Genomic DNA, 25889 nt, shown 5'->3' with positions numbered 1-25889 from the left:
CAGCCCGCCTGCTGACATGCAGGGGGCTTTTTTATTTCTGGCGTTTTAAATTTTCATAGACCTGTTTCAATGCACCTTCAAATTTTCCGGTTTGTTTCGGTACATAGTATTGCTTGTTTTTCAGCGGATCAGGTAAATATTGCTGCTTCACCCAGCCGTTTTCGTAATCATGTGGGTATAAGTAATCGACGCCTCTTCCGAGTGCTGTGGCGCCTTTGTAGTGAGCATCCTTTAAATGAACTGGAACTTCTCCAATTTTCCCTGTACGAATGTCACCAAGTGCCGCATCAATCGCCTTATATGCCGAATTAGACTTAGGAGAAAGACACAGCTCAATCACTGCGTTCGCCAGCGGAATTCGTGCTTCTGGGAAACCGATTCTTTCTGCTGTTTGTACTGCGCTTAACACGCGGGGGCCTGCCTGCGGACTGGCTAAGCCAATGTCCTCGTAAGCCATCACGAGTAATCTCCTTGTAATGCTTTCAAGGTCTCCTGCTTCGATCAGTCTGGCAAGGTAATGCAGCGCCGCATCTGTATCAGATCCTCTAATGGATTTTTGAAAAGCCGAGAGGACATCATAATGAGCATCACCATTCTTGTCATGTGAGAAGCTCTTTTTTTGTAAGCATTCTTCTGCTGCGGCAAGAGTAATTGTGATATGCCCTGTCTCATCAGCTTTTGTCGATAAGACAGCGAGCTCGAGTGCATTTAAAGCAGAACGCACGTCTCCTCCGCATCCATTGGCAAAATGATTCATCGCTTCATCGTCCACTGTCACCTCATAGCCGCCAAGCCCGCGATGCTCATCCTGTAAGGCTCTTGTTAACGCAGCTTTGATTTGCTCTGTTTCAAGCGGCTTCAGCTCGAATATTTGTGTCCGGCTTCGAATGGCAGGATTGATCGCATGATAGGGATTAGCCGTTGTTGCCCCAATTAAAATGATCATGCCATTTTCTAAATAAGGAAGAAGAAAATCCTGCTTTCCTTTATCAAGCCGGTGGACTTCGTCTAAAATAAGGATCACCTGGCCGCTCATTTTTGCTTCAGCGGCAACAGCTTCCATATCCTTTTTGTTATGAATGACCGCATTCAGCGTTCGAAAAGCAATGCTTGTACTGCCAGCAATCGCGGTTGCAATCGATGTTTTGCCGATGCCCGGCGGTCCATATAAAATCATCGAGGATAAATGTTTTGCCTCGACCATTCGCCTAATAATTTGACCTTCTCCAACAAGATGCTCCTGCCCAATAATGTCTTCAATATGACTTGGGCGCATCCGGTACGCTAAAGGTTTCATAATTATCTCTCCTATAGCAATGTCTTGTTTGTATAGAGTACCGAAATTTCTTCAAATAGAAAAGGGATTCGTCCTTCTATCATGCTCAGAACCCGTAAATGAAAGTTGGCTGAAAGTATGATATAATTGCTTTTGGTCTATATATCAGCGTATATGAAATCAGAAAAATAATTGATGACATAGAATAGAAAACGCAGAGGTGTTTAACTTGAAAATATCAACTAAAGGCAGATACGGTCTGACGATCATGATCGAATTAGCCAAAAAACATGGCGAAGGCCCTACATCATTAAAATCAATCGCTCAAAACAATGATTTGTCTGAGCATTATTTAGAGCAGCTTGTATCACCACTCCGCAATGCCCGTCTTGTAAAAAGTATCCGCGGAGCGTATGGCGGCTATGTTCTTGCACATGAACCAAACGAGATCACAGCAGGTGATATTATTCGTGTATTAGAAGGACCCATTAGTCCTGTTGAAGTCATCGAAAACGAAGAACCAGCAAAGCGTGAACTATGGATTCGTATTCGTGATGCAGTAAAAGACGTACTAGACAATACAACTCTTGAAGACTTGGCAAGCTACACAGATGACGGGGATCAAGACTCGTATATGTTCTATATTTAGATCAGAGGTGTACCGGAAATGGAACGAATCTATTTAGATCATGCGGCCACAACGCCGATGGATCAGCGTATTGTGGACAAGATGATGCCGTACTTTACAGAGATATTTGGCAATCCCTCTAGTATTCATTCATATGGGCGCGAGGCAAGAAAGTGGCTCGATGAAGCAAGAGAAGTCATTGCAGGAGAATTACACTGTAAACCGCAGGAGATCATCCTCACAAGCGGTGGAACCGAGGCGGACAACCTGGCAATTACAGGTGTTGCCATGGCAAGACAGCATGAAGGAAAACATATCATCACAGTGAAAACAGAGCATCATGCGGTGCTGCATACATGTGAACGCCTAGAAAAACTAGGATTTGAAGTGACATATTTAGATGTGGACGAAACAGGATTGATTCATCTTGATCAATTAAAACAAGCATTGAGAGAAGATACGATTCTTGTGACCGTCATGTACGGCAATAATGAAACAGGTGTGATTCAGCCAATCAAAGCCATTGGCGAACTTCTGCGTGATCACACGGCTCATTTTCATACAGACGCAGTGCAGGCGTTTGGCACAGTGCCTATTGATGCAGCAGATCTCCATATTGATCTTTTATCTGCTTCTGGCCATAAGCTGAATGGTCCGATGGGAACAGGTTTTTTATATGTAAACGAAGGCGTGAAACTTTCTCCGCAAATATTCGGAGGCGAACAAGAAAGAAAGCGCCGTGCTGGCACTGAAAATGTGGCAGGAATTGTTGGGCTTGCAGAAGCTGTTCAATTAACGAAGCAAAATAGAAGAGAAAAAGCGATGCATTATGGTAAGCTCAAAGAAACCATGCTGCAAGTATTCGAAGAGGAATCTCTCAATTTCTCTATCAATGGACATCCGAAAGAGACATTGCCGCACATTTTAAATGTTCATTTCCCGGGCGTCTCCATTGAATCGCTGCTTGTGAATTTAGATATGGAAGGAATTGCTGTTTCAAGCGGATCGGCATGTACGGCTGGATCTGTCCTTCCTTCGCACGTGTTAAGCGCCATGTATGGCGAAGAAGCAAAAGAGCTGACGTCCTCAGTCAGAATAAGCTTCGGTCTTGGGAATGAAGAGGATCATGTGAAGCAGGCGGCACGTAAGATAGCGGCTGTTGTCAAACGCCTAGCCAAATAAATACTTCCTTTTGTTCGTGTGTGAAAAATGAAACAGCGAAGCACCTGAAGAACGAAACGCGCATGTTGTTTCATTGAAATTGGAGTTGATGAAGATGACAAAAAGACCAGAAGATACAAGAGTTGTGGTCGGTATGTCCGGAGGAGTCGATTCATCAGTTGCCGCTCTTATGTTAAAGGAGCAAGGCTATGATGTCATCGGCATATTTATGAAAAACTGGGATGACACTGATGAAAATGGTGTTTGCACAGCAACGGAAGACTATGAGGATGTCATCCGCGTATGTAACCAAATTGGAATCCCTTATTATGCAGTGAATTTCGAGAAGCAATATTGGGACAAAGTGTTTCAATATTTTCTTGATGAATATAAAGCGGGCAGAACGCCAAACCCAGATGTCATGTGTAACAAAGAAATTAAGTTCAAGGCTTTCCTTGAGCATGCACTTTCACTTGGTGCGGATTACTTGGCAACAGGACACTATGCCCGTGTTGACAGAACAGGCGATGAAGTCAAAATGCTGCGAGGTCTTGATGCAAACAAAGACCAAACGTATTTCTTAAATCAGCTGACTCAGGAACAACTTGATAAAGTCATGTTCCCAATCGGTGATTTAGAGAAAAAAAGGGTTCGTGAATTAGCTAAAGAAGCAGAGCTCGCAACAGCAGCGAAAAAAGATTCAACTGGTATCTGCTTTATCGGAGAAAGAAACTTTAAAACGTTCCTTAGTCAATATTTGCCTGCACAGCCTGGTGTGATGCAGACAATGGACGGAGAAGTAAAAGGGGAGCACGATGGACTGATGTATTACACGATCGGTCAGCGCCAAGGACTTGGCATTGGCGGCAGCGGTGATCCTTGGTTTGTCGTTGGAAAAGACTTGGAGAAAAACATCTTGTTTGTTGAACAAGGCTTCCACAATCCACTTTTATACTCTGAAAGCATTTCAGCCGTTAATATCAGCTGGACTCGTCCTCATATTGTCGGAGAAAACGGTGAATTAACCTGCACAGCAAAATTCAGATACCGTCAAGAAGATCACCATGTGAAGGTCAAAATGACAGGTGAGCAAGAAGCGATGGTTATTTTTGATGAACCTGTTCGTGCTGTTACCCCGGGACAAGCGGTTGTTTTTTATGATGGCGACGAATGTCTTGGCGGCGGTACAATTGACGATGTCTTCAAAGATGGTCAAAAGCTGTCGTATGTGTAGCATGTTTCAAAACCTCAACGTCGCTGTTGAGGTTTTTTAATGAAAGGATGAGAGAGCGAATGAATCATAACGAAATCGGCATAGAAGCCTTGAATCAAGGGAATATCGAAAAAGCAGCTGAAGCTTTTACAAAAGCGATCGAAGAAAGCCCGAAGGACCCGGTTCCATATATTAACTTTGCGAACTTACTTTCAAGTATCAATGAATTTGAACGTGCTTTAAACTTTTTTCAAAAAGCAATTGAACTTGATCATACCGCAGCTGCAGCCTATTATGGAGCAGGAAATGTATATACATTAAAAGAAGACTTTATGAAAGCGAAAGACTATTTTGAACAAGCACTAAAAGCCGGCATGGAAAATAGTGATTTGTTTTATATGCTTGGGCAGACGCTCATCAAATTAGAGCAGCCAAAGCTTGCGATGCCATATCTTCAGCGTGCCGTTGAACTAAACGAAGAGGATAATGAAGCAAGGTTTCAATTTGGCATGTGTTTAGCCAATGAACACATGCTGGAAGAAGCGGTGACAACTTTTACTGAAGTCATTACGCGTGATCCGCAGCATGCAGATGCTTTTTATAATTTAGGGGTTGCATATGCGTACTTAGAGAAAAAAGACGAAGCACTTGAGATGCTGGGTAAAGCCATTGACGTGCAGCCTGACCATATGCTGGCACTACATGCACAAAAGCTGATTCAAGAGGCAGAATAGATGGAAGGAGGGAAGACCTGTGCAGGAACATCCAGATCAAATGAAGCTTGAGGACGAACCGTTTTTAAAGGGGACCATTCAAGCCGTTATTTTCCATAATGAAAGTAATTTATACTCGGTGTTAAAGGTAAAAGTCATTGAAACATCGGAAAACTTAGAGGAAAAAACTGCATCTGTCACAGGCTACTTCCCAGCACTTCATGAGGAGGAAACCTACACCTTTTATGGCAAAGTGACAAGCCATCCGAAATTTGGTGAACAGTTTCAGGCCACTCATTTTCAAAAGGAAGTGCCGACAACGAAGCAAGGCATCATACATTATCTCTCAAGTGATTTATTTGAGGGGATAGGAAAAAAGACGGCTGAAGAAATCGTGGGGCAGCTTGGCAATCAGACGCTTCATAAGATTATGCGTGACCCAGCGGTTTTGTATGATGTACCGCGCTTATCAAAAAAGAAGGCGGATAAGCTTGCCGCAGCGCTTCAGGAGCATCAAGGGCTGGAACAAATCATGATCAGCCTGAATCAGTATGGCTTTGGTCCGCAGCTCAGCATGAAGATTTACCAAGTGTACGAGAGTGAAACGCTGCAGAAAATCGAGGAAAATCCCTATCAGCTCGTTAAGGATGTTGAGGGAATCGGATTTATTAAGGCGGATGAGCTTGGGGCTAGAACAGGCATCTCAGGAAATGACCCAGAACGGATTCGCGCAGCCTTGCTATATACAGTGGAGACAGCCAGTCTACAGGACGGTCATACGTACATACAAACGAAAGATTTGATCGTCGAAACCCGCAAGCTGCTCAACCAAACCGGCAATGATTACAAAGTGACTGAAATGGATGTTGCCAATCAGATCATTGCACTTGGCGAAGGAAAAGAAATGATCATTGAAGATGACCGCTGCTATCATCCATCCTTATTTTATGCGGAGCAAAGTGTCGCCAAACGCATTCAAAAAATCGTCTCCCAAACAGAATATGCAGATCAATTTCCTGAATCAGAATTCCTGCTGGCACTTGGCGAGCTGGAGGAGCGGTTAGGCGTCCAATATGCACCGACACAAAAGGAAGCGATTCAAAAGGCACTCATGTCCCCGATGCTGCTTTTAACAGGCGGGCCTGGAACAGGGAAGACGACGGTCATTAAAGGAATTGTCGAGCTTTACAGTGATCTTCACGGTGTTTCTCTTGATCCGAGTGATTATAAAAAAGATGAATCCTTCCCATTTGTGCTTGCGGCACCAACTGGACGGGCGGCTAAACGGATGACAGAATCAACAGGGCTTCCAGCTGTGACCATTCACCGGCTGCTAGGCTGGAATGGTTCGGAGGGCTTCTCTCATGATGAGGAACAGCCGATTGAAGGAAAGCTTGTCATCATTGATGAATCAAGTATGCTGGATATTTGGCTGGCGAATCATTTGTTTAAAGCCATTCCTGATCATATCCAAGTGATTATGGTAGGGGATGAACATCAGCTGCCATCTGTCGGACCAGGCCAAGTTTTACGGGATTTGCTTGCCTCAAAAGCCGTGCCGGCTGTTACCCTGACAGATATTTACCGGCAGGCAGACGGCTCAACCATTGTTGAACTTGCACATGATATGAAAAATGGTGTGCTGCCAAAGGATATCACTGCACGCTCAAAGGATCGGTCCTTCATTCAGTGTTCAGCTGATCAAATGAAAGAAGTCATTGAGAAAGTTGTCAGCAATGCTGCTCAAAAAGGGTTTTCGGCAAAGGATATTCAAGTGCTGGCACCGATGTATAAAGGAAAAGCGGGCATCAATGAGCTCAACAAAATGCTGCAGCACATTTTGAATCCTAAAAAACCAAAGGGCAGGGAAATCCCGTTTGGTGATGTGGTGTACCGGACAGGTGATAAGGTGCTTCAGCTTGTGAATCAGCCGGAGAACAACATTTTTAACGGCGATATCGGTGAAATTGTCTCGATTTTTTATGCAAAAGAAAATACAGAAAAAGAAGACATGGCTGTGATCTCTTTTGATGGAAATGAAATCACCTTTACAAAAAAAGATTTTCATCAATTTACACATGCTTATTGCTGCTCCATTCACAAATCACAAGGAAGTGAATTCCCGATTGTTGTGCTGCCAGTCGTCAGGAGCTACTACCGAATGCTTCGGCGGAATCTGCTGTACACAGCCATTACACGCAGTAAAAAGTTTTTAATACTGTGCGGCGAGGAATCAGCGCTGGAGTGGGGCGTGAAAAACAATGAGGATTCCCTCAGACAAACGTCCTTAACGATGCGGCTGGTACAAACCGAACAAATCATGGATGCAGAACTTGAAGCCCTCCAAAAAGAGCTTCCGTTTAGCGTACATGACGCAAATATTGGCATGGAGGGAATCACTCCGTTTGACTTTATGCATGAGTAGAAGGTTCAGATTGTTGACAAAGGGCTAAAATGATTTTTATTTTAGCCTTTTGTCTTCTTTTCAGCGTGAAAAGAATTTCACTCATTCCGTTCATGGAAGCCATTTCTTCGTATGAGTCATGAAGCAAACGCATACGATAAGACTGTTCCGCAAAAGGTGGTTGAGCACATTTTGAGAACATGCCGAGAACTTGAAGGAATGACGATCTATACAGATGAGCTGTCCCAATCGCTTGGTTCCATAAAAGATATTTGCTTTTTAGCCGGAGGCAGCTGCGGAGGATATGTGTTAGAGGGGAAAAAGAAAGACTGTGCACTCGTTCCATTTTCTGCTTTTGATCAGCTGACAGACAAAGGTTTGTATGTGAGCTGCCAGGAGGGAGTGGGCATGGATTCCTCTGCTCCATTCTTGTTATTTTCGAAATTAAAGAAGAAAATGATGCAGTCCCCTGATGGTGAAAATTTAGGCATTTTGGAAGATGTATACTTTTGCTCAAATTCGGGCACAATCGTAGCATATGAACTCTCGGACGGCTTCTTTACAGAGCTATCAGGGATTCGGAAACAGCTGCAGGCTGCCGGAACCTTGATGAACGTTCAAAAGGAAGCACTGGTTCTAAACCGAACGTAAAGAGGTGCTTATTATGCTCATTTGCCCAAATTGCAAATGTAAAGACATCGGAAAAATTGGGGTCAATCAATATTATTGCTGGGGCTGTTTTATTGAATTGACGCTGTCAAAAGGCAAAATATCTACACACCAAGTGGAGGAAGACGGGACACTAAGCAGCTTAGATGATCTGTTTAGTGACGATGAACGTTCAATTCAACTATAAGTGTTAAGGGGGAATTTCGAATGGGCAAAATGACTTCTTCACTATTAACGCTTGGTGCAGGTGCACTCGCATATCACTTTGCAAGCCGATATGATATGCCATCAAAGCGGGATATGAAAAAGCTAAGAAAACGTGTTATGAGAATGATGTAAACAAAAAGGGCTAAAATGATCTTCATTTTAGCCCTTTGTTTTGCGTGATAGCCAGCCGGTCTATACGCTGGCATTCGCCAAGAGCGGATGTTCTTTTTATGCCTGCCTGTATTCTAATCGTCTTGCAAGAATGGATAAGCTGAAATTGACGACAAAATACATCATAGCTGCCAATAGGAAAATCGGCAGTAAATAGGATTGGCTCTGCCCGTTTAATATTTGTGCGTGATGTAATAATTCTGGAAGCGCAATGACTACGGCAAGCGACGTATCTTTTAAAAGGGATATGAATTGACTGACAATTGGCGGCACCATTCGGCGCAGAGCCTGCGGCATAATAATCATTTTTAATGTTTGAATATAGGTTAAACCAGAAGACCTGGCTGCTTCGATCTGCCCCTTATCAATTGATTTAAGACCGCTCCGAATAATTTCTGACAGCATCGCGGATTCAAACACGGTTAAAGCCGCAATAGCAGAGGCTGTGATACTCAGCTTGATGCCGATCTCAGGCAATGCAAAATACGTGAAAAAAATGATCAGCAAAAGCGGCAGGTTCCGAATGGTTTCTACAACAACCGCAAGCACCTTTGATAAAACCGGAATTTGAGCGAACCGTAATGTGCCAACGACTAATCCAATGATAAAGCTCAAAATGATGGAGATAAAAGCCACTTTTAAGGTGACAGCAAATCCTTCAAGTAAAAAGGCGAGATGATCAGGCTGGTAGGCACCTATAAAATCCATGATGTTTCCTCCTTTCTAGTGGCTTCTTGCTAATCTTCTTTCTAAATAACCAACACCTAGACTGAGCGGAATGGTTAATAGCAGATAGAACATCGCAACAAAGATGTAGACATCAAACGTCACAAATGTTCTAGATGCAATAAGGTCTCCTTGATACATGAGATCAAACCCTGCAATGACACCTAAAATAGAGGAGTTTTTAACAAGGTTTATAAATTGATTCCCAAGAGGAGGAATGACGATTTTAATTGCCTGCGGCAAAATGATATACCGCATCGTCCCGCCATATGATAGACCTGAGGCGCGGGCTGCTTCCATTTGTCCAAGGGGCACAGCTTGTATCCCTGCACGAATGGCTTCAGCAATAAAGGCAGAGGTATAAATGGCAAGAGCAATCGTACCAGCAGTAAAGCCATCTGCTACAATACCTAACACGGGTAAACCAAAGAAGAAAACAAAGGTGATCAATAATAACGGAATATTCCGAATAAATTCAACATAAGCCGTTCCGAACCAGTTGAGCGGCCTAAATGGCGCAATTCTCATAATGGCAATGAGTGTACCGATCAAAAAGCTTCCAATCAGAGCAATGACACTTGCACCAATGGTATATTTAAAGCCTTCTAAATAAAGATGAACATTTTCAGTGAGAATGGAAAACCCCAGCAATCAGTTCACTTCCTTCCTGATCAACAGGGGAGCCTTTGAGAGGCTCACCTGAGGCATTGATCTTGACGAATCAAATGCTATTCTTTGATCCATTTTTTAAGAATCTTGTCATACTCTCCATTGTCTTTTAACGTTTTTAAGGCTTTATTGATCGCATCTGTTAATTCTTGATCCCCTTTTTTCACAGCAATGCCATAGGGCTCATCTGTAAAGGTGCCGCCGACCACTTCATAATTTGAATCTTCATCTGCCATACCAAATAAGATCGCATTATCAGTTGTCAGCACTTGCCCTTGGTTTGATTTTAATGCTGTAAAAGCCTCCTGATAGTTCTCAAATTCTAATACGGATGCTTCAGGTGCTTTCTCGCGGATATTTTGAGAAGAAGTAGATCCTTTCACGGCCAGCACCTTCGTTCCTTTTTTAAGATCATCAATGGATTGAATGTCGCTTCCTTTTTTCACAAGCAGTGATTGTCCTGCTTCAAAGTAAACATCTGAGAAATTGACTTCTTTTTTACGCTCTTCTGTGATTGTCATAGTCGCAACAATTGCATGGATATCCCCTTTTTGAAGCAAAGGAATTCTTGTTTTAGATGTCACTTCCTTAAATTCTGCTTTTCCTTCATCGCCGAGTATTTCCTTTGTGATGGCTTTTGCAATGTCAATATCAAATCCTTCAATATCACCGCTGCTCGGATTTTTTAGACCGAATAAACGTGTGTCATTTTTTACACCGAAAATGATTTTTTTGTCTTTCTTAATGGCTTCTAAAGAACTTCCTTGTTTTGCATCAGTTGACCCTTTTTCAGTAGATCCACAAGCAGCCAAAGCGGCGATGCAGCAAGTCATAAAGAGCAGCAGGCCAAAGCGTTTCATTTTTTTCATCAAACCATTCCCCCTAGTGATTTAATATACGGCTTAAAAATAATTGAGCACGTTTCTCTTGCGGTTTTTCATAAAATGCAGCCGGTGTTGATTCTTCAAGAATTCTGCCTTCATCAATAAAGACAATACGGTCAGCCACTTCGCGGGCAAAGCCCATCTCATGTGTGACGACAACCATGGTCATGCCTTCACGAGCCAGCTGCTTCATCACATCTAATACCTCGCCGATCATCTCTGGATCAAGTGCAGATGTCGGTTCGTCGAAAAGCATCACCTCCGGCTTCATCGCAAGCCCTCTTGCAATGGCAACGCGCTGCTGCTGTCCGCCCGAGAGTCGTGAAGGGTAGGTGTCTGCCTTTTCAGGAATGCCGACTTTATTTAAATAAAATTCAGCTGTTTCCTTTGCTTCTTCCTTGCTCACTTTTTTGACCTTCATCGGCGCAAGCATAATGTTTTCAAGCACCGTCTTATGCGGATAGAGGTGAAAATGCTGAAAGACCATTCCGATATTTTGCCTGACAAGATTGATGTTGGTCTTCGGATGCTGAACAGAGACTTGGTTGACGAGAACTTTTCCCGCATCAATGCTTTCAAGACGATTGATACACCTGAGCATCGTGCTTTTACCAGACCCTGAAGGACCGATGATCACAACAACCTCCCCTTTTTGAATATGTAGGTTAATGTCCTTAAGTACATGGAACTGGCCATAATGCTTGTTGACTTCTTCGAATGTGATCATGAAGAACCTCCTCTTGTGTTTCATTGGCTAAAGCTAAAGTGGATTCTAGCACAACTTGTGTAAAAAGAAGTAAATGATGGAATATTTTCTGACGAGATTTTACAGCAAACAGTGACTTTGGATGGAGCTGTATGTTTCATGTGTATTCATTTTTAACAAAGTTAGGACAAATTTTATTTACGTGGATAATTGCAGAAGATGGTTAAACAATAAGAAAAGAGGTGAAAAAGGTGAAGAAACGTCCGATCCAATTTCTAATATATGCTGCAGGGGTCCTGCTTGTCCTTGCATCCTTGCTCATTTTACTGCAGCTCGACGAGTTATGGATGCCTGTTTTTTTATTGCTGAAGGCGGTTCTCATTCCGCTTCTCATCGCTATTTTTATTTCTTATCTGCTTTATCCGATTGTTGAAAGACTGCATGCACGAGGGCTGCCGAGAACAGTCAGTCTCTTACTCATCTATGTCCTGTTTTTTGGCGGGATTGGTTTTGCGGTATATAAAGGAGCGCCTGTTATGATCGCACAGTTAAATGAGCTGTCAGAACAAATTCCTGTCATCGCTGAAACGTATAATGGCGCATTATCACATATTCATCATCATACGAGCCACTGGCCTGACGGACTTCATGACCGTTTGGACCGCTTCATTGTTCAATCGGAGACATATGCAGCCAATAGCGCTGAGCGGATGATTCTTAGCTGTAAAGTTTTATTTGATTACGCATTAGTTGCAGCACTTATTCCTTTTCTTGTTTTTTATATGGTAAAAGACATGAATACGATGAAACGGGCGGCATGGTATTTAACGCCGCCGTCATTTAGGAAGAGGGGGCATGCCTTTGTGAAAGCAGTGGATGAATCGCTTGGTGATTATATTCGAGGGCAGCTGCTTGTCTGTTCTTTAATCGGGGGTGCAGCAGCCATTGTGCTTTGGCTTTTTCATATCCCGTATCCGCTCGTTCTTGGCATGCTGATAGGAGCAACGAACGTGATTCCGTATTTTGGACCGATAATTGGCGCAGTGCCTGCCATCTTTATTGCGTTTACCATCTCAGTGAAATCGGTCATCATCGTATTGATCACAGTAGCGGTGCTGCAATTTTTAGAGAGCAATGTCCTCAGCCCTATCATTGTAGGGCGAAGTCTTCATATGCATCCTGTCGTCATTATGCTTGTCTTGCTTGCAGGAGGGGAGCTGTTTGGCTTAATTGGGATGATTTTAGCTGTACCAGCAGCTGCGATTATCAGGGTGATCATTGTGCAATATATCCTGATGAGACGAAGCGTTCATTGACAAGACGAGCCGAGTTGTCTATAATAATTTCGATTCATACATATTGAAATTCAATGACGGACCCGAGTACGTTAAAAAGCTGTTGCAGAGAGAGGCTTTATTTGCTGAGAAAAGCCTTATCAGACCTTTAACGGAAGCTAGTCCCGAGTGCAGATAAACACTGCCGCTCTCTTCCGGCGTTATCGGATGTGAAGGTGATAGACGAATGTGTCTATAATCAGGGTGGTACCGCGAGAACATCTCGTCCCTGTGTAAGTCGTTTTGTGCTTGCATAGGGCGGGATGTTTTTTCGTTTGTGTGGAGATTGATGAATGATAAGGGAGGATTTTTGAATGAAAACTTTAACTTCAGCTCAAGTACGTCAAATGTTTTTAGACTTTTTTAAAGAAAAAGGACATGCTGTAGAACCGAGTGCGTCACTTGTACCGCATGACGATCCGACACTTTTATGGATCAACAGTGGGGTGGCAACATTAAAAAAATACTTTGATGGCCGCGTTGTACCTGACAATCCGCGTATTTGCAACGCGCAAAAATCGATTCGTACGAATGATATTGAAAATGTAGGGAAGACAGCACGTCATCACACGTTCTTTGAAATGCTTGGCAACTTCTCTATTGGTGATTATTTTAAAGAAGAGGCCATTGAATGGGCATGGGAATTCCTCACAAGTGAAGAGTGGATTGGCTTTGATCCGAATTTGTTATCTGTGACAGTCCACCCAGAGGACGAAGAAGCATATATCCTTTGGAGAGATAAAATTGGTGTGCCTGAAGAACGTATTATTCGTCTTGAAGGCAACTTCTGGGATATTGGCGAGGGCCCAAGCGGACCGAATACAGAAATTTTCTATGACCGCGGTGAATCATACGGTGACGACATGAACGATCCAGAATTATATCCAGGCGGAGAAAACGAGCGTTATCTAGAAGTATGGAATCTCGTGTTCTCTGAATTCAACCATAATCCAGATGGATCATACACTCCACTGCCGAAGAAAAACATTGATACAGGGATGGGCCTTGAACGAATGGTATCTGTCATTCAAAATGTGCCGACGAACTTCGATACAGACCTATTTATGCCAATTATTCGTGCAGTTGAGACCATTTCTGGAGAAAGCTATGGTTTGGCGAAGGAAAAAGATACAGCATTTAAAGTCATTGCTGACCATATCCGGACAGTTGCCTTTGCTGTAAGTGACGGAGCACTTCCTTCCAATGAAGGCCGCGGATATGTATTAAGACGTTTGCTGCGCCGCGCTGTGCGTTATGCAAAAACGATCCATATCCACCGTCCGTTTATGTATGATCTAGTGCCAGTTGTTGCTGAGATCATGAAGGATTTCTACCCAGATGTACAAGCAAAAGAAGAATTTATTGCGAAAGTCATCAAAAACGAAGAGGAACGTTTCCACGAAACATTGAACGAAGGGTTAGCTATTTTGTCAGAAGTGATCAAAAAAGAAAGAGACAAAGGAAGCTCACAGATTTCAGGTGAAGATGTATTTAAGCTGTATGACACGTATGGATTCCCTGTCGAGCTGACAGAAGAATACGCAGAAGATGAAAACATGACAGTTGATCGAGAAGGCTTCCAAGCGGAAATGGAGAAGCAGCGTGAACGGGCAAGAAATGCGAGACAAGATGTCGGCAGTATGCAGGTTCAAGGCGGCGCTTTAGGCGATATTAAAGTGGAAAGTACCTTTGTTGGCTACGAAAATTTAACTGCGGAAACTCGCATTATCGAATTGCTTCAAAATGGTGAACTTGTCTCTGAAGCACATGAAGGAGACACGGTGCAAATCTTGTTAGATGAAACGCCTTTCTATGCGGAAAGCGGCGGACAAGTAGCGGATAAAGGAACACTAAAAAGTGCAGAAGCCATCATTGAGATCAAAGATGTGAAAAAAGCGCCAAACGGTCAGCATGTCCATGAAGGAGTCGTCGTAAGCGGTATGGCTCAAAAAGGTCTCGAGGTCACTGCAGAAGTGGAATCAGCTCTTCGAAAAGGGATTGTCAAAAACCATACAGCGACACACCTTCTGCATCAGGCGCTCAAAGATGTATTAGGAAGCCACGTAAACCAAGCAGGTTCATTGGTAAATGAAAACAGACTTCGCTTTGATTTCTCTCACTTTGGACAAGTGACGAAAGAAGAATTGTCTCAAATTGAAAAAATCGTCAACGAAAAAATTTGGGAAGGCATCTCTGTTGCCATTGACCTGAAACCAATTGCTGAAGCAAAAGAAATGGGTGCAATGGCGCTCTTTGGCGAGAAGTATGGCGATATTGTCCGTGTTGTCCAAGTGGGCGATTACAGCATCGAGCTATGCGGCGGCTGTCACGTGCAAAACACTGCGGAAATCGGTTTGTTTAAAATTGCATCTGAGTCGGGTATTGGTGCTGGAACACGCCGTATTGAAGCTGTGACTGGTAAAGGCGCTTATGAAGAATTAAATGACCAGCTGGCGATTTTAGAACAGGCAGCAAGTGAGCTGAAGTCAAATACGAAGGATGTACCAAAACGGATTGCTTCATTACAGGCAGATTTAAAAGAGGCTCAAAGAGAAAACGAATCTCTCCTTGCGAAATTAAGCCAAGCAGAAGCTGGCTCTATTTTAGAGAAAGTGACAGAAGTTGGCGGAGTGAAAGTATTAACTGAAAAAGTAAATGCTAAAGACATGAACCATTTAAGAACAATGGTTGATGACTTAAAAGCTAAATTAGGATCAGCTGTCATCGTCCTGGGAGCCGTTCAAAACGGAAAAGTAAACATTTCAGCAGGAGTAACAAAAGACGTGATCGAAAAAGGTCTGCATGCAGGGAAACTTGTGAAGCAGGCAGCTGAAATCTGCGGCGGAGGCGGAGGCGGACGTCCAGACATGGCACAAGCAGGCGGAAAACAACCAGAAAAGCTTGAAGAAGCACTGGCAACTGTCGAAGAATCTGTCAAATCCGTTTTATAATCAGGCAATGTAGTGTAGAATAATGGTATTAGATGAGCGGTTAGAAAAAAGCTTGCTAGTAGAATGTTGGAAGAGAGGTGCAAGAAGCAGTGAGTTCATTTGATAAGACAATGAAGTTTAACTTCTCTGATGATTCAGCTGAAACCAATGTGAATGAAGTGCTCATTACAGTTCATGACGCACTCCAAGAAAAAGGATACAACCCGATCAATCAAATTGTCGGATACTTGCTGTCAGGCGACCCTGCTTATATTCCAAGACATCAGGATGCACGCAACCTAATTCGTAAACTAGAACGAGACGAATTAATTGAGGAATTGGTTAAATCGTACTTAGAGACACATAAAGAGGCGTAAAACATGAGAATTTTGGGCTTAGATTTAGGCACGAAAACCCTTGGTGTTGCGATCAGTGATGAAATGGGATGGACAGCGCAAGGGATTGAAACAATTAAAATTGATGAAGCAGGCGGAGACTTTGGTCTCAGCCGCCTGTCTGAGATCATAGCGGAATACGGAGCGGATAAAATTGTACTTGGCTTTCCAAAAAATATGAACGGTACGGTCGGTCCTAGAGGCGAAGCCAGCCAATCATTTGCGAAAGTGCTAGAAAACACGTACAATGTTCCTGTTGTGCTTTGGGACGAGCGTCTGTCAACAATGGCAGCGGAAAAAATGCTCATCTCTGCAGATGTGAGCAGACAAAAGCGTAAAAAAGTCATTGATAAAATGGCGGCTGTCATGATCCTGCAAGGATATTTAGACAGCTTAAATTAAAATGAGGTGAATCAAATGGAACACGGAGAAAAGCAAATTACAATCGTTGATGATAATGGAAATGAACAGCTTTGCGAAGTACTATTTACTTTTGAAAGCGACCATTTTAACAAATCTTATGTCCTTTACTACCCAATTTCTGAACAAGACAATGAGGAAATTGAAATTCATGCATCAAGCTTTACACCGAACGAAGACGGTGAAGATGGCGAGCTAGAGCCGATTGAAACGGATGAAGAATGGGACATGATTGAAGAAACGTTAAATACGTTCTTAGATCAAGAAGACGAAGAATAGAACAAATAAAAGGCCTGTGAACAGATCTTCTTGATCTTTCTTCACAGGTCTTTTTTTACGATCACTATGTTAACTTAATTTTATTTTATGTTGACATAATGAATTGTACCTTTTACTCTGTTTTTAACAATAAATTGAGTGAGGGGCATGGAGATTGAAAATACAAGATATGATGCAAATAGCGTTAATGACAGCGGTCATCGGGATGTTAGGCTTGATCCCGCCGATTTTACTTACATTTACACCTGTACCGATTACATTGCAAACCGCAGGTCTTTTGCTTGCTGGGGGGCTGTTAAAGCCAAAACAAGCACTGATCAGTTTATGTCTTTTTCTTTTGGTTGTGGCAGCAGGCGCACCTCTTTTGTCAGGCGGGAGAGGCGGGATAGGGGTCTTCTTTGGTCCAAGCGGTGGTTTTCTTCTTGCTTATCCTGTTGCTGCCTTCATGATCAGCTTATGGGTGAACCGGCTGAAAAAAGTAACCGCACTGCGTCTTTTTGTGATCTATGCGGTTTGCAGTATTGTGATTTTGTATATGTGCGGCATCCCCTTTCAAGCCATGATGATGCATATTAAGGTGTCGCAGGCCGCTTTCCTTAGTTTGATTTATCTTCCAGGTGATCTCATCAAAGCAGGAATGTGTGCTGTCTTTACGGTTAAAATCATACAGGCCATGTCATATCGAAAAAGGGATCTGCATAAAGGGAGGCGTGCGGTTTGATCAGAATAACGGAAAGCTATGCAGTACATGCAGAAATGAAACCAGATCAGATTGCCATCATAGATGAGCAAGAAAGCATTACATATCAAGATTGGTACGAACGTGTACAGAGATCAGCGCAGTGGTTACAAGGAACGGCTCATCAGCAAAAAAGAATCGCTTTTTTATTATCAAATGGTGCTTCTTTTTTGCAAATATTTGCGGGCGCCGCTTGTGCAGGGTGGACAGCCGTTCCGCTTGATCCGAGATGGAGTCATGAAGAATGTGTTGAAAAGCTCTTGTTAAGTGAGGCGGATCTCGCCATTATAGAGGATCGATTGATGAAAAGATTTGAACAAAGCAGCGTAGACATACCGATTATTTCTTTATCTGAATGGAAGGAAAGAATGAGCCTTCTCACAGACAGTCCAGATAACAGCTGCGATACCGAGAAGGATCCTGTCTTTTATATGGGATTTACGTCAGGATCAACAGGCTCACCAAAAGCCTTTATTAGGCGTCAGCAGTCTTGGATCGAGAGCTTTCGAATGACCACCGCTTCATTTGGAATCACTCATCAAGATCATGCTCTTATATTAGGTACACTCTTATCCTCTCACTTTTTATATGGTGCCATCAGTACATTATACTTTGGCGGCACAGTGACGCTTTTAGAAAAATTTGTGCCAGGAAAAGCAAAGAAAGCCTTAGAGACAGGTGATATCACCGTGATGTATACTGTCCCAACAATGACAGAAACGTTACTGCAAATCGATGCTTTTAGAGGGAACCATCCGCTTCTTGTCATGTCATCGGGAGCAGATTGGAGTATCTCTTCAAAAGAACAGCTCGTCACCAACTATCCACATGTTACTTTTTTTGATTTTTATGGCACATCAGAGTTAAGTTTTGTCTCTTATTTGTCTTCACATGACTTTATGCAAAAACCTTCTTCTGTTGGACGGCCTTTCTCCTCCATTCAAGTAGAAGTAAGGCACCCCGATCAATCTGTCTGTCAGCCAAATGAAACAGGGAGGATTTATGTGAAAAGTCCAATGACTTTTTCAGGCTACTTACATGAGGAGAAACCGCCGCAGGAGTGGCTGACAGTTTACGACATGGGATGGCTGGATGAAGACGGTTATCTGTATATGAGCGGCCGCGAAAATGGCATGATTGTTTATGGGGGACTGAATATTTTTCCTGAGGAAATCGAGCGCGTGCTAAATGAACAGCCAGAGGTAAAAAGGTCGATTGTAGTTGGTGTTCCTGACCCATATTGGGGTGAAATCCCTGTTGCCATACTGGAGCAAGTGCCGCAAATAAAGGCGGTTCGACAAGCTGTTAAAGAAAAGCTGGCGGCCTACAAGGTACCAAAAAAATGGCTTGTGATTGATCAAATGATTGAAACATCCGGCGGAAAAATAGCCCGCGCGAGCATGAAAAAGTGGGCGGAGGAGCAATTGTCATGCAAGCAGTGATCGTAGAAGCAAAACGAACACCCTTCGGTGACAAAAATGGGATGCTGAAAAATTATCGCCCAGAGCAATTAGCCGCTCCCCTTATTCGGCATTTGTCTCAGATCATGACACCGGATGACGTCATATTAGGCAATGTCGTCGGAGGCGGTGGAAATATGGCCCGTCTGTCCTCATTAGAAGCAGGTCTTCCTTTACACGTTCCTGGTATGACAATTGACAGGCAGTGTGCCTCTGGTCTTGAAGCGATCCGAACAGCTTGCGTCATGGTTCAATCGGGGGAGGGCACGATGTATATCGCTGGCGGGACTGAGAGCATTTCCAGCTCACCAATGAAAGAGAGAGCGCGCTTTTCACCGGAGCGGATAGGAGATCCGCATATGGGAGAAGCAGCAGAGCTGACCACGTCGGCATTTTCTGTCACGAGAAAAGAACAAGATGACTATGCACTTTTAAGCTGGGAAAGAAGTTTAGCGGCATTCACACATGGTACATATTCAGAAGAAATCGTTTCGATTGACGGGATGAACATAGATGAAGCGGCTGCTAAAATAAGACCGATGGCAAAGCTGATCAAGCGGGCAAAGCCTGTATTTTTACCGGGAAAAGGAACTGTGACTGCCGCCAATAGCTGTAAGGAAGCGGACGGAGCAGCCGCTGTCGCTGTGATGGAAAGATCGCTAGCGGAAGCAAGTGGATATAAGGCAATGCTACGGTATGCCGGAAGTGCTGTGACAGCGATACATCCTCATTTTCCAGCTGCTTCACCAATTGATGCGATCAAGAAGCTTTTACATCAAGAGAACATCAAGGCAGAGGAAGTGGCGCTATTTGAAATCAATGAAGCGTTTGCGCTGAAAGCTGCACTTATTGCCCGGACGCTGGGGATACCATATGACCGGATCAATAGAAGAGGCGGTGCACTTTGCCTTGGGCATCCTTACAGCGCGTCAGGAGCTGCTATGATGGTGAGATTATTTTATGAAGGGCGCGCCTTACCAAATGGAAGCTATGTCATGGCTGCTATTGGAAGTGGTGGCGGCATTGGTTTAGCCGTGTTATGTCAAGTTCTGTCATGACATGCATAAGCAAGGAATTGCCGAACTCCGTCGAATCATGTACTATAAAAGCTAGATGTGAGGAGGGCCATGCATGTTTTCAGAACAAAAGAAACGACCATTCTTCAAGAGAAAAATGGGGATCGTCCTGTTATCTGTCCTTGCTGTCATCATCATTGCAGCATTATCAGGCTTTTTATATGTTAAATCAGCACTCGGACCGGTCGATCAAAAAAGCAAACAAACCATTAATATTCATATTCCAAATGGGACATCTGTCCGCGAAATTGCGGGCATTTTAAAAGAAAATGGGCTCATTTCGAATGACACGATTTTCACTTATTATGCAAAATACAAAAAGGCGTCCGGCTTTAAAGCGGGATATTTCCATTTAAAACAAACAATGGACGCAGACACGCTGATCAAAAAGCTGACATCTGGCGGGACAGATTACGCCTTTCAGCTTGTGATTCCAGAGGGAAGACAGCTGTCTGATATCGCAGCCATTATTGCAAATCAGACGAATTTTTCAGCGAAGGAAGTTGAAGCGAAGCTGGATGATCCTGCTTTTATTCAAACGTTAATGAAAAAATATCCGAAAACCGTGACATCACAGGTGAATGGAAAACAGGTGAAACATCCGTTGGAGGGTTATTTATTCCCTGCTACGTATCCATTTTATCGTGAGGATGAATCGCTCGAAACGATCATTGAAACGATGATTAAACAAACAGATCAATACGTGAAAACGTATGAAAAAGACATGAAAAAGAGAAACATGTCCATACATGATGTGTTAACGATGGCTTCACTGATTGAAATGGAAGCAACAGAAAAGACAGATCGGGCAAAAATCTCAAGTGTATTCTATAACCGGTTGAAAAAAGACATGCCGCTTCAAACTGATCCAACCGTTCTTTATGCACTTGGTGAGCATAAATCCCGTGTGTATTACAAAGACCTAAAAGTGAAATCTCCTTATAACACGTATAACAACAAAGGGCTGCCGCCTGGACCTATTGCAAATGCGGGTGAATCCTCTTGGAAAGCCGCACTGCATCCAGAGAAAACGGATTACGTTTACTTCCTTGCGAAGAAAAATGGAGAAGTCGTATTTACGAAAACGTTAAATGAGCATAATAAAGCAAAAGCGAAATACATCACAGGCAGCGATTAATGGACAAGTGAATCGAAAAAGACTGTAGACAATACGAGTTTGCCTGCAGTTTTTTTCGTTGGAATCTCCATTTTATAGGTTCGCAATTGCCCCTTCTTTGTGGTAAAATATATCGGGTTGTTTTTACTTAGATGAACGAAAGATTGACGAGAAAGAGAGCTGCAATAGGCAGGACTCTTCTTTTTCAGGTCATGAAGGAGCTAGACAGATAATGACTATCGAAGATGATCGAATAAATGATTATATTGAACATTTAATTCACCCAAGTCCTGATGCAATCGCTCAATTAGAGATCTATGCAAAAGAGCATCATGTGCCAATTATGGAAAAGGTGAGCATCGAGCTTTTATTGCAGCTGCTTTCAATGAAACAGCCGAAGAAAATTCTTGAGGTTGGGACAGCGATTGGCTATTCCGCTATTCGAATGGCAACAGCTCTTCCAGACGCTGAGATTTATACGATTGAGCGAAATGCAAAGCGCTATGAAGAAGCAACACGGAACATTGAGGAATTAAAGTTAAAAGAAAGAATACACGTGTTTTTTGGTGATGCGATGGAATCGGCTAAAACGGTCCAAACGATGGCGCCCTATGATGTGATCTTTATTGATGCCGCAAAAGGGCAGTACAAGCGTTTCTTTGAATTGTTTGAACCGATGCTCGCTCACGACGGAATGATTATCACAGACAATGTCTTATTCAAAGGCTTAGTGGCAACGAATTATGAAGAAGAAATTGAAGATAAACGAAAAAAACAATTAATTGGAAAAATTGATCGATACAATCAATGGCTCATGTCAAACCCTGATTTCCAAACGTGCATTATTCCAGTTGGAGACGGGATCGCCATTAGTACAAAAAGAGGTGACCAATCATGAAGAAACCAGAATTGCTTGTGACGCCAAGCAGCGTGTCAGACGTACTGCCATTAATTGAGGCAGGAGCTGATGCATTCTTAATAGGCGAACAAACATACGGTATTCGTCTTGCAGGTGAGTTTTCAAGAGAAGATGTGAAACAAACGGCTCTGCTTGCACACGCCCATCACAAAAAAGTGTATGTAGCGATGAATGCGATTTTTCATAATGACCGCGTGCAGCTGCTTGGAGATTATTTAACCTTTCTCGATTCATTAAGCGTGGACGGCGTCGTCTTTGGAGACCCAGCCGTGATCATGGCCGCAAAGGAAACAGGAGTGAACCTGAATCTTCACTGGAGTACAGAAACGACTGGGACAAACTATTACACTTGTAACTACTGGGGCAGAAAAGGCGCATCGCGTGCTGTTCTTGCAAAAGAGCTGAATATGGACAGTGTGATCGACATCAAAGAAAATGCTGAAGTGGAGATTGAAATTCAAGTCCATGGCATGACATGTATGTTTCAATCGAAACGTACGCTCATCGGCAACTACTTTGAATACCAGGGCAAACAAATGGACGTCGAAGGCAGAAATATGGAGGAAGGGCTATTCCTGCATGACCAAGAGCGTCAAAACAAATATCCTATTTTCGAGGATGCAAACGGAACACATATTATGAGTCCAAATGATGTGTGTATGATTGACGAATTAGAAGAGTTTGTTGACGCAGGCATTGACTCATTTAAAATTGACGGAATTTTAAAGTCACTTTCTTATATGACAGAGGTGACATCACTTTATAGAAAAGCAATTGATTTACTAACGACTGACAAAGACGCGTATGAAGATCAGAAAGAGGACTGGGTGAAGCGGATTGAAGAGATTCAGCCAGTGAATCGTTCGATTGATACAGGGTTCTTCTTTAAAGAAACGGTTTATTAAGATAAGAGGAGGCAGAGGAAATGGCATTATTGAAAGATGGTATTTCTGAAATGATTGATGGGAAACGTGTCATTACAAAAAAACCAGAACTGCTTGCACCCGCAGGAAACTTGGAAAAACTGAAAATTGCTGTACATTACGGAGCTGACGCTGTTTTTATTGGCGGGAAAGAATTTGGACTTCGCTCAAATGCAGATAACTTTTCAATTGAAGAAATGGCAGAAGGTGTCGCATTTGCAAACAAATATGGCGCACGCATTTATGTGACAACAAATATCTTCGCCCACAATGAAAACATGGACGGGCTGGAGGAATACCTTCAAGGGATCGAAGGCGCTGGAGTAGCAGGCATTATCGTAGCTGATCCACTGATCATTGAAACATGTAAACGTGTTGCACCGAAACTTGAAGTACATTTAAGCACACAGCAGTCTCTTTCAAATTGGAAAGCTGTTCAGTTTTGGAAGGAAGAAGGGCTTGAGCGTGTGGTGCTCGCACGTGAAACTAGTGCGCTAGAAATTAGAGAAATGAAAGAAAAGGTCGATATTGAAATCGAAACATTCATTCACGGTGCGATGTGTATCGCATACTCTGGCCGCTGCGTGCTCAGTAACCATATGACGGCAAGAGATTCTAACCGCGGAGGCTGCTGTCAGTCCTGCCGCTGGGATTATGATCTTTATAAACTAGAAGGTTCTGAGGAAGCGCCTTTATTTGGTGAGGAAGATGCGCCATTTGCAATGAGTCCAAAAGATTTGAAGCTTGTTGAATCCATTCCTCAAATGATCGAAATGGGAATTGACAGCTTAAAAATCGAAGGACGGATGAAATCCATTCATTATGTTGCCACTGTTGTAAGTGTATATCGCAAAGTCATTGATGCGTATTGTGCTGACCCAGACAATTTTGTCATTCAGCAGGAATGGTTAGATGAATTAGATAAATGCGCAAACCGTGACACAGCACCAGCCTTTTTCGAAGGCATACCAGGAACGGATGAACAAATGTTTGGCATCCATGGGAAGAAAACGACATTTGATTTCGCAGGTCTTGTTCTTCATTATGATGAAAAAGAACAAATCGTGACATTGCAGCAGCGTAACTTCTTTAAGCAAGGCGACGAAGTCGAATTCTTCGGACCAGAAATTGAGAATTTCACATGCAAAATTGAGACGATTTGGGATGAAAAAGGAAATGAACTAGATGCCGCTCGTCATCCGCTGCAAATCGTCAAATTCAAGCTTGATCAAAAAGTATACCCTAGCAACATGATGAGAAAGGGGAAATAACAGCCACATGAGGAGTAAACCAGTTGTCATTGGTATTGCTGGCGGCTCGGGTTCGGGTAAAACGAGCGTCACCAATTCAATCTATGAAAAATTTAAAGGACATTCCATCCTCATGCTTCAGCAAGACTTATATTACAAAAATCAAAGTCATATGCCATTTGAAGAGCGCCTGCTCACGAACTATGATCATCCGCTTGCATTCGACAATGACCTGATGTTTGAGCATTTGGAACAGCTCCTAAGATACGAATCCATTGAAAAACCAATATACGATTTTAAACTAAACACACGTTCAGAAGAGACGGTTCATGTTGAGCCGAAGGATGTCATTATCGTTGAAGGTATCTTTGCGCTCGAAGACGAACGTTTGAGAGACTTAATGGATATTAAACTATATGTTGATACAGATGCAGACCTTCGCATCATCCGCCGCATTTTACGCGATACGAAGGAAAGAGGCCGGTCGATCGATTCTGTGATTGAACAATATGTATCTGTTGTCAGACCGATGCATAATCAATTCATTGAACCGACGAAACGATACGCCGATATCATCATCCCAGAAGGCGGCCAAAACCATGTGGCGATCGACTTAATGGTGACAAAAATTCAAACGATTCTTCAAAACCGAGCAGAGTAAATGGTGGAGAAGAAAAAGACCTTTACAGTGTAAAGGTCTTTTCAGCATCATCTTACCAAACTCTCACAAAAACTTGTCCTAAGACAGACGTTCCTTTAAAAAGAGTGATAGTGGCATCGCCACGTGAATGAGCGGTCACTATTCCAAAAGAGTTAACAGATGCAACTCTCTGGTTGTCTGTCCAATAACGTGTTGCTGCAGCATTATAGACTGAGCACTCCTGACCAACTTTCATAGGTAAATCGTAATTTTGAATTGAAATCACATCTAATGTTTTCAATCCAGAAGTGCATATATTGTTATTGACTGTGAAATCCGCTGTTTCTTTGGCTGAAGCCATGCCCATTAGTGAAAAAGATAATGTAGAGATGGATAGAACAGAAACAATTGTTTTCTTCATGTTCATTTAAAACACTCCCTAGCATGTATTTGGTCTTGCATTGATAGAATTCAACAAAAACCAAATATTACCTTGTCAATATTTGTTAATAATATGTGAACATTTATAAAAGCAGCATTCTCGGAAAAAATCTTAAGGGTTTGATATGATAAGAAAACAATGAAGAAAAGAAGAGATGGAGAAACCACTACCACATAGCGAAAGAATGAAGTTGAAAAAGTATATTAAAAAAACGACAAACAAATCATCGCAAATTTTCAAACAATTCTTGATCAAAATGCAATTTTGTAATAATATAGCATAGACATATCGTACACTGACCATATTATGTATTGGAAGATGGAGAATGGATAAGCTATTCTTCTACATATGATCGAAATGGCCGAACGAGGTACAGGAGCTTCCTGTGCCTTTCCACAGTTTGTGCGATTTTAGACCGCTGCGAGTGGTCCTGTCTAATAAAAGGCATAATAGTTGCATCTAAAAGGGACGCCATGTAAGATGGACTTTTACGAATATGGTACAGAAGGAATGAGGGCCTGAACATGTCCTCATTCTT

The 25889-nt window shown here is 42.7% G+C and carries 27 protein-coding genes and 1 other annotated feature; of the genes, 21 read left to right on the top strand and 6 right to left on the bottom strand.

All coding sequences use genetic code 11. From position 1 onward, the window contains the following. Nucleotides 1-31 precede the first annotated feature (31 nt). A complete protein-coding gene (locus NSQ76_RS13225; RefSeq protein ID WP_025092426.1) occupies nt 32-1297 on the bottom strand; it encodes a replication-associated recombination protein A in 1266 nt (421 codons plus the stop codon). Between the two features lie 208 nt (nt 1298-1505). On the opposite strand from NSQ76_RS13225, the gene cymR reads away from it, so the two are divergent. The 8 genes from cymR (at nt 1506) to NSQ76_RS13185 (ending at nt 8403) form a co-directional block, all read left to right on the top strand. Further along, the gene (cymR, locus tag NSQ76_RS13220; protein ID WP_024423125.1) at nt 1506-1925 is read left to right on the top strand and encodes a cysteine metabolism transcriptional regulator CymR; all 420 of its coding nucleotides are present in this window, start codon (nt 1506-1508) and stop codon (nt 1923-1925) included. An 18-nt stretch (nt 1926-1943) separates the two neighbouring features. Further along, a complete protein-coding gene (locus tag NSQ76_RS13215) occupies nt 1944-3086 on the top strand; it encodes a cysteine desulfurase family protein (protein WP_044331688.1) in 1143 nt (380 codons plus the stop codon). A gap of 94 nt (nt 3087-3180) precedes the next feature. Then, nucleotides 3181-4299, top strand: coding sequence for a tRNA 2-thiouridine(34) synthase MnmA (gene mnmA, locus NSQ76_RS13210; protein WP_024423123.1), 1119 nt, complete (start codon nt 3181-3183; stop codon nt 4297-4299). Between the two features lie 59 nt (nt 4300-4358). Next, the gene (locus NSQ76_RS13205; protein ID WP_025092425.1) at nt 4359-5012 is read left to right on the top strand and encodes a tetratricopeptide repeat protein; all 654 of its coding nucleotides are present in this window, start codon (nt 4359-4361) and stop codon (nt 5010-5012) included. A gap of 19 nt (nt 5013-5031) precedes the next feature. Further along, entirely contained in the window at nt 5032-7416 is a 2385-nt protein-coding gene (gene recD2, locus NSQ76_RS13200) for an SF1B family DNA helicase RecD2 (RefSeq protein ID WP_024423121.1), read from the top strand. Nucleotides 7417-7527: 111 nt separating this feature from the next. Further along, nucleotides 7528-8046, top strand: a complete 519-nt coding sequence (locus NSQ76_RS13195; RefSeq protein ID WP_224426924.1) for a PRC-barrel domain-containing protein — start codon at nt 7528-7530, stop codon at nt 8044-8046. A 13-nt stretch (nt 8047-8059) separates the two neighbouring features. After that, a complete protein-coding gene (locus NSQ76_RS13190) occupies nt 8060-8251 on the top strand; it encodes a hypothetical protein (protein WP_003216308.1) in 192 nt (63 codons plus the stop codon). A 20-nt stretch (nt 8252-8271) separates the two neighbouring features. Further along, the gene (locus NSQ76_RS13185) at nt 8272-8403 is read left to right on the top strand and encodes a YrzQ family protein (protein ID WP_003216198.1); all 132 of its coding nucleotides are present in this window, start codon (nt 8272-8274) and stop codon (nt 8401-8403) included. Nucleotides 8404-8499: 96 nt separating this feature from the next. Here NSQ76_RS13185 and NSQ76_RS13180 read toward each other — a convergent pair whose 3' ends face one another. From NSQ76_RS13180 to NSQ76_RS13165, 4 genes are all read right to left on the bottom strand, one after another. Further along, nucleotides 8500-9150 carry an amino acid ABC transporter permease gene (locus tag NSQ76_RS13180; RefSeq protein WP_024427867.1) on the bottom strand — a complete coding sequence of 217 codons (651 nt, stop codon included), beginning with the start codon at nt 9148-9150 and terminating at the stop codon, nt 8500-8502. A 15-nt stretch (nt 9151-9165) separates the two neighbouring features. Beyond that, complete coding sequence (locus NSQ76_RS13175; protein ID WP_341054233.1) at nt 9166-9819, bottom strand: amino acid ABC transporter permease; 654 nt, start codon at nt 9817-9819, stop codon at nt 9166-9168. Nucleotides 9820-9896: 77 nt separating this feature from the next. Continuing rightward, nucleotides 9897-10706: a transporter substrate-binding domain-containing protein gene (locus tag NSQ76_RS13170; protein ID WP_025092422.1), complete on the bottom strand. Its 810-nt coding sequence runs from the start codon at nt 10704-10706 to the stop codon at nt 9897-9899. Between the two features lie 13 nt (nt 10707-10719). Beyond that, nucleotides 10720-11448 carry an amino acid ABC transporter ATP-binding protein gene (locus NSQ76_RS13165; protein WP_024423116.1) on the bottom strand — a complete coding sequence of 243 codons (729 nt, stop codon included), beginning with the start codon at nt 11446-11448 and terminating at the stop codon, nt 10720-10722. Between the two features lie 230 nt (nt 11449-11678). Here NSQ76_RS13165 and NSQ76_RS13160 point away from each other — a divergent pair, with 230 nt between their 5' ends. The 13 genes from NSQ76_RS13160 (at nt 11679) to udk (ending at nt 24930) form a co-directional block, all read left to right on the top strand. After that, a complete protein-coding gene (locus tag NSQ76_RS13160) occupies nt 11679-12743 on the top strand; it encodes an AI-2E family transporter (protein ID WP_024423115.1) in 1065 nt (354 codons plus the stop codon). A 44-nt stretch (nt 12744-12787) separates the two neighbouring features. Next, nucleotides 12788-12995 (top strand) — a binding site (T-box leader). Nucleotides 12996-13075: 80 nt separating this feature from the next. Continuing rightward, nucleotides 13076-15712, top strand: a complete 2637-nt coding sequence (alaS, locus tag NSQ76_RS13155; RefSeq protein ID WP_248350873.1) for an alanine--tRNA ligase — start codon at nt 13076-13078, stop codon at nt 15710-15712. An 89-nt stretch (nt 15713-15801) separates the two neighbouring features. After that, nucleotides 15802-16068: an IreB family regulatory phosphoprotein gene (locus tag NSQ76_RS13150; RefSeq protein ID WP_008358522.1), complete on the top strand. Its 267-nt coding sequence runs from the start codon at nt 15802-15804 to the stop codon at nt 16066-16068. A 3-nt stretch (nt 16069-16071) separates the two neighbouring features. After that, the gene (ruvX, locus tag NSQ76_RS13145; protein WP_024423113.1) at nt 16072-16488 is read left to right on the top strand and encodes a Holliday junction resolvase RuvX; all 417 of its coding nucleotides are present in this window, start codon (nt 16072-16074) and stop codon (nt 16486-16488) included. Nucleotides 16489-16503: 15 nt separating this feature from the next. Next, nucleotides 16504-16785: a DUF1292 domain-containing protein gene (locus NSQ76_RS13140; protein WP_024423112.1), complete on the top strand. Its 282-nt coding sequence runs from the start codon at nt 16504-16506 to the stop codon at nt 16783-16785. 154 nt (nt 16786-16939) lie between these two features. Then, nucleotides 16940-17506: a biotin transporter BioY gene (locus tag NSQ76_RS13135; protein WP_041107025.1), complete on the top strand. Its 567-nt coding sequence runs from the start codon at nt 16940-16942 to the stop codon at nt 17504-17506. Further along, nucleotides 17506-18966, top strand: a complete 1461-nt coding sequence (locus NSQ76_RS13130) for an acyl-CoA synthetase (protein WP_341055783.1) — start codon at nt 17506-17508, stop codon at nt 18964-18966. The genes NSQ76_RS13135 and NSQ76_RS13130 overlap by 1 nt, the downstream gene beginning before the upstream one ends. Then, nucleotides 18954-20042, top strand: a complete 1089-nt coding sequence (locus NSQ76_RS13125; RefSeq protein WP_341054224.1) for an acetyl-CoA C-acyltransferase — start codon at nt 18954-18956, stop codon at nt 20040-20042. The genes NSQ76_RS13130 and NSQ76_RS13125 overlap by 13 nt, the downstream gene beginning before the upstream one ends. Before the next feature lie 73 nt (nt 20043-20115). Continuing rightward, nucleotides 20116-21198: an endolytic transglycosylase MltG gene (gene mltG / locus NSQ76_RS13120; protein WP_341054221.1), complete on the top strand. Its 1083-nt coding sequence runs from the start codon at nt 20116-20118 to the stop codon at nt 21196-21198. A gap of 211 nt (nt 21199-21409) precedes the next feature. After that, nucleotides 21410-22075: an O-methyltransferase gene (locus NSQ76_RS13115; RefSeq protein ID WP_024423109.1), complete on the top strand. Its 666-nt coding sequence runs from the start codon at nt 21410-21412 to the stop codon at nt 22073-22075. Beyond that, on the top strand, nt 22072-23001 hold the full coding sequence (locus NSQ76_RS13110; RefSeq protein WP_056767952.1) for a peptidase U32 family protein: 930 nt from the start codon (nt 22072-22074) through the stop codon (nt 22999-23001). The genes NSQ76_RS13115 and NSQ76_RS13110 overlap by 4 nt, the downstream gene beginning before the upstream one ends. A 20-nt stretch (nt 23002-23021) precedes the next feature. Further along, nucleotides 23022-24290 (top strand): peptidase U32 family protein, encoded by a 1269-nt coding sequence (locus tag NSQ76_RS13105; protein ID WP_024427877.1) that lies wholly within the window; start codon nt 23022-23024, stop codon nt 24288-24290. A gap of 7 nt (nt 24291-24297) precedes the next feature. Next, nucleotides 24298-24930 carry a uridine kinase gene (udk, locus tag NSQ76_RS13100; RefSeq protein ID WP_024423106.1) on the top strand — a complete coding sequence of 211 codons (633 nt, stop codon included), beginning with the start codon at nt 24298-24300 and terminating at the stop codon, nt 24928-24930. Between the two features lie 52 nt (nt 24931-24982). On the opposite strand, the gene NSQ76_RS13095 is transcribed toward udk, so the two are convergent. After that, nucleotides 24983-25336, bottom strand: a complete 354-nt coding sequence (locus tag NSQ76_RS13095) for an Ig-like domain-containing protein (RefSeq protein WP_341054217.1) — start codon at nt 25334-25336, stop codon at nt 24983-24985. Nucleotides 25337-25889 lie beyond the last annotated feature (553 nt).

It is taken from the genome of Bacillus sp. FSL M8-0256 (genome assembly GCF_038005765.1).
Lineage (GTDB): Bacteria > Bacillota > Bacilli > Bacillales > Bacillaceae > Bacillus > Bacillus safensis.
This window is presented reverse-complemented; position numbering and strand designations above follow the sequence as displayed.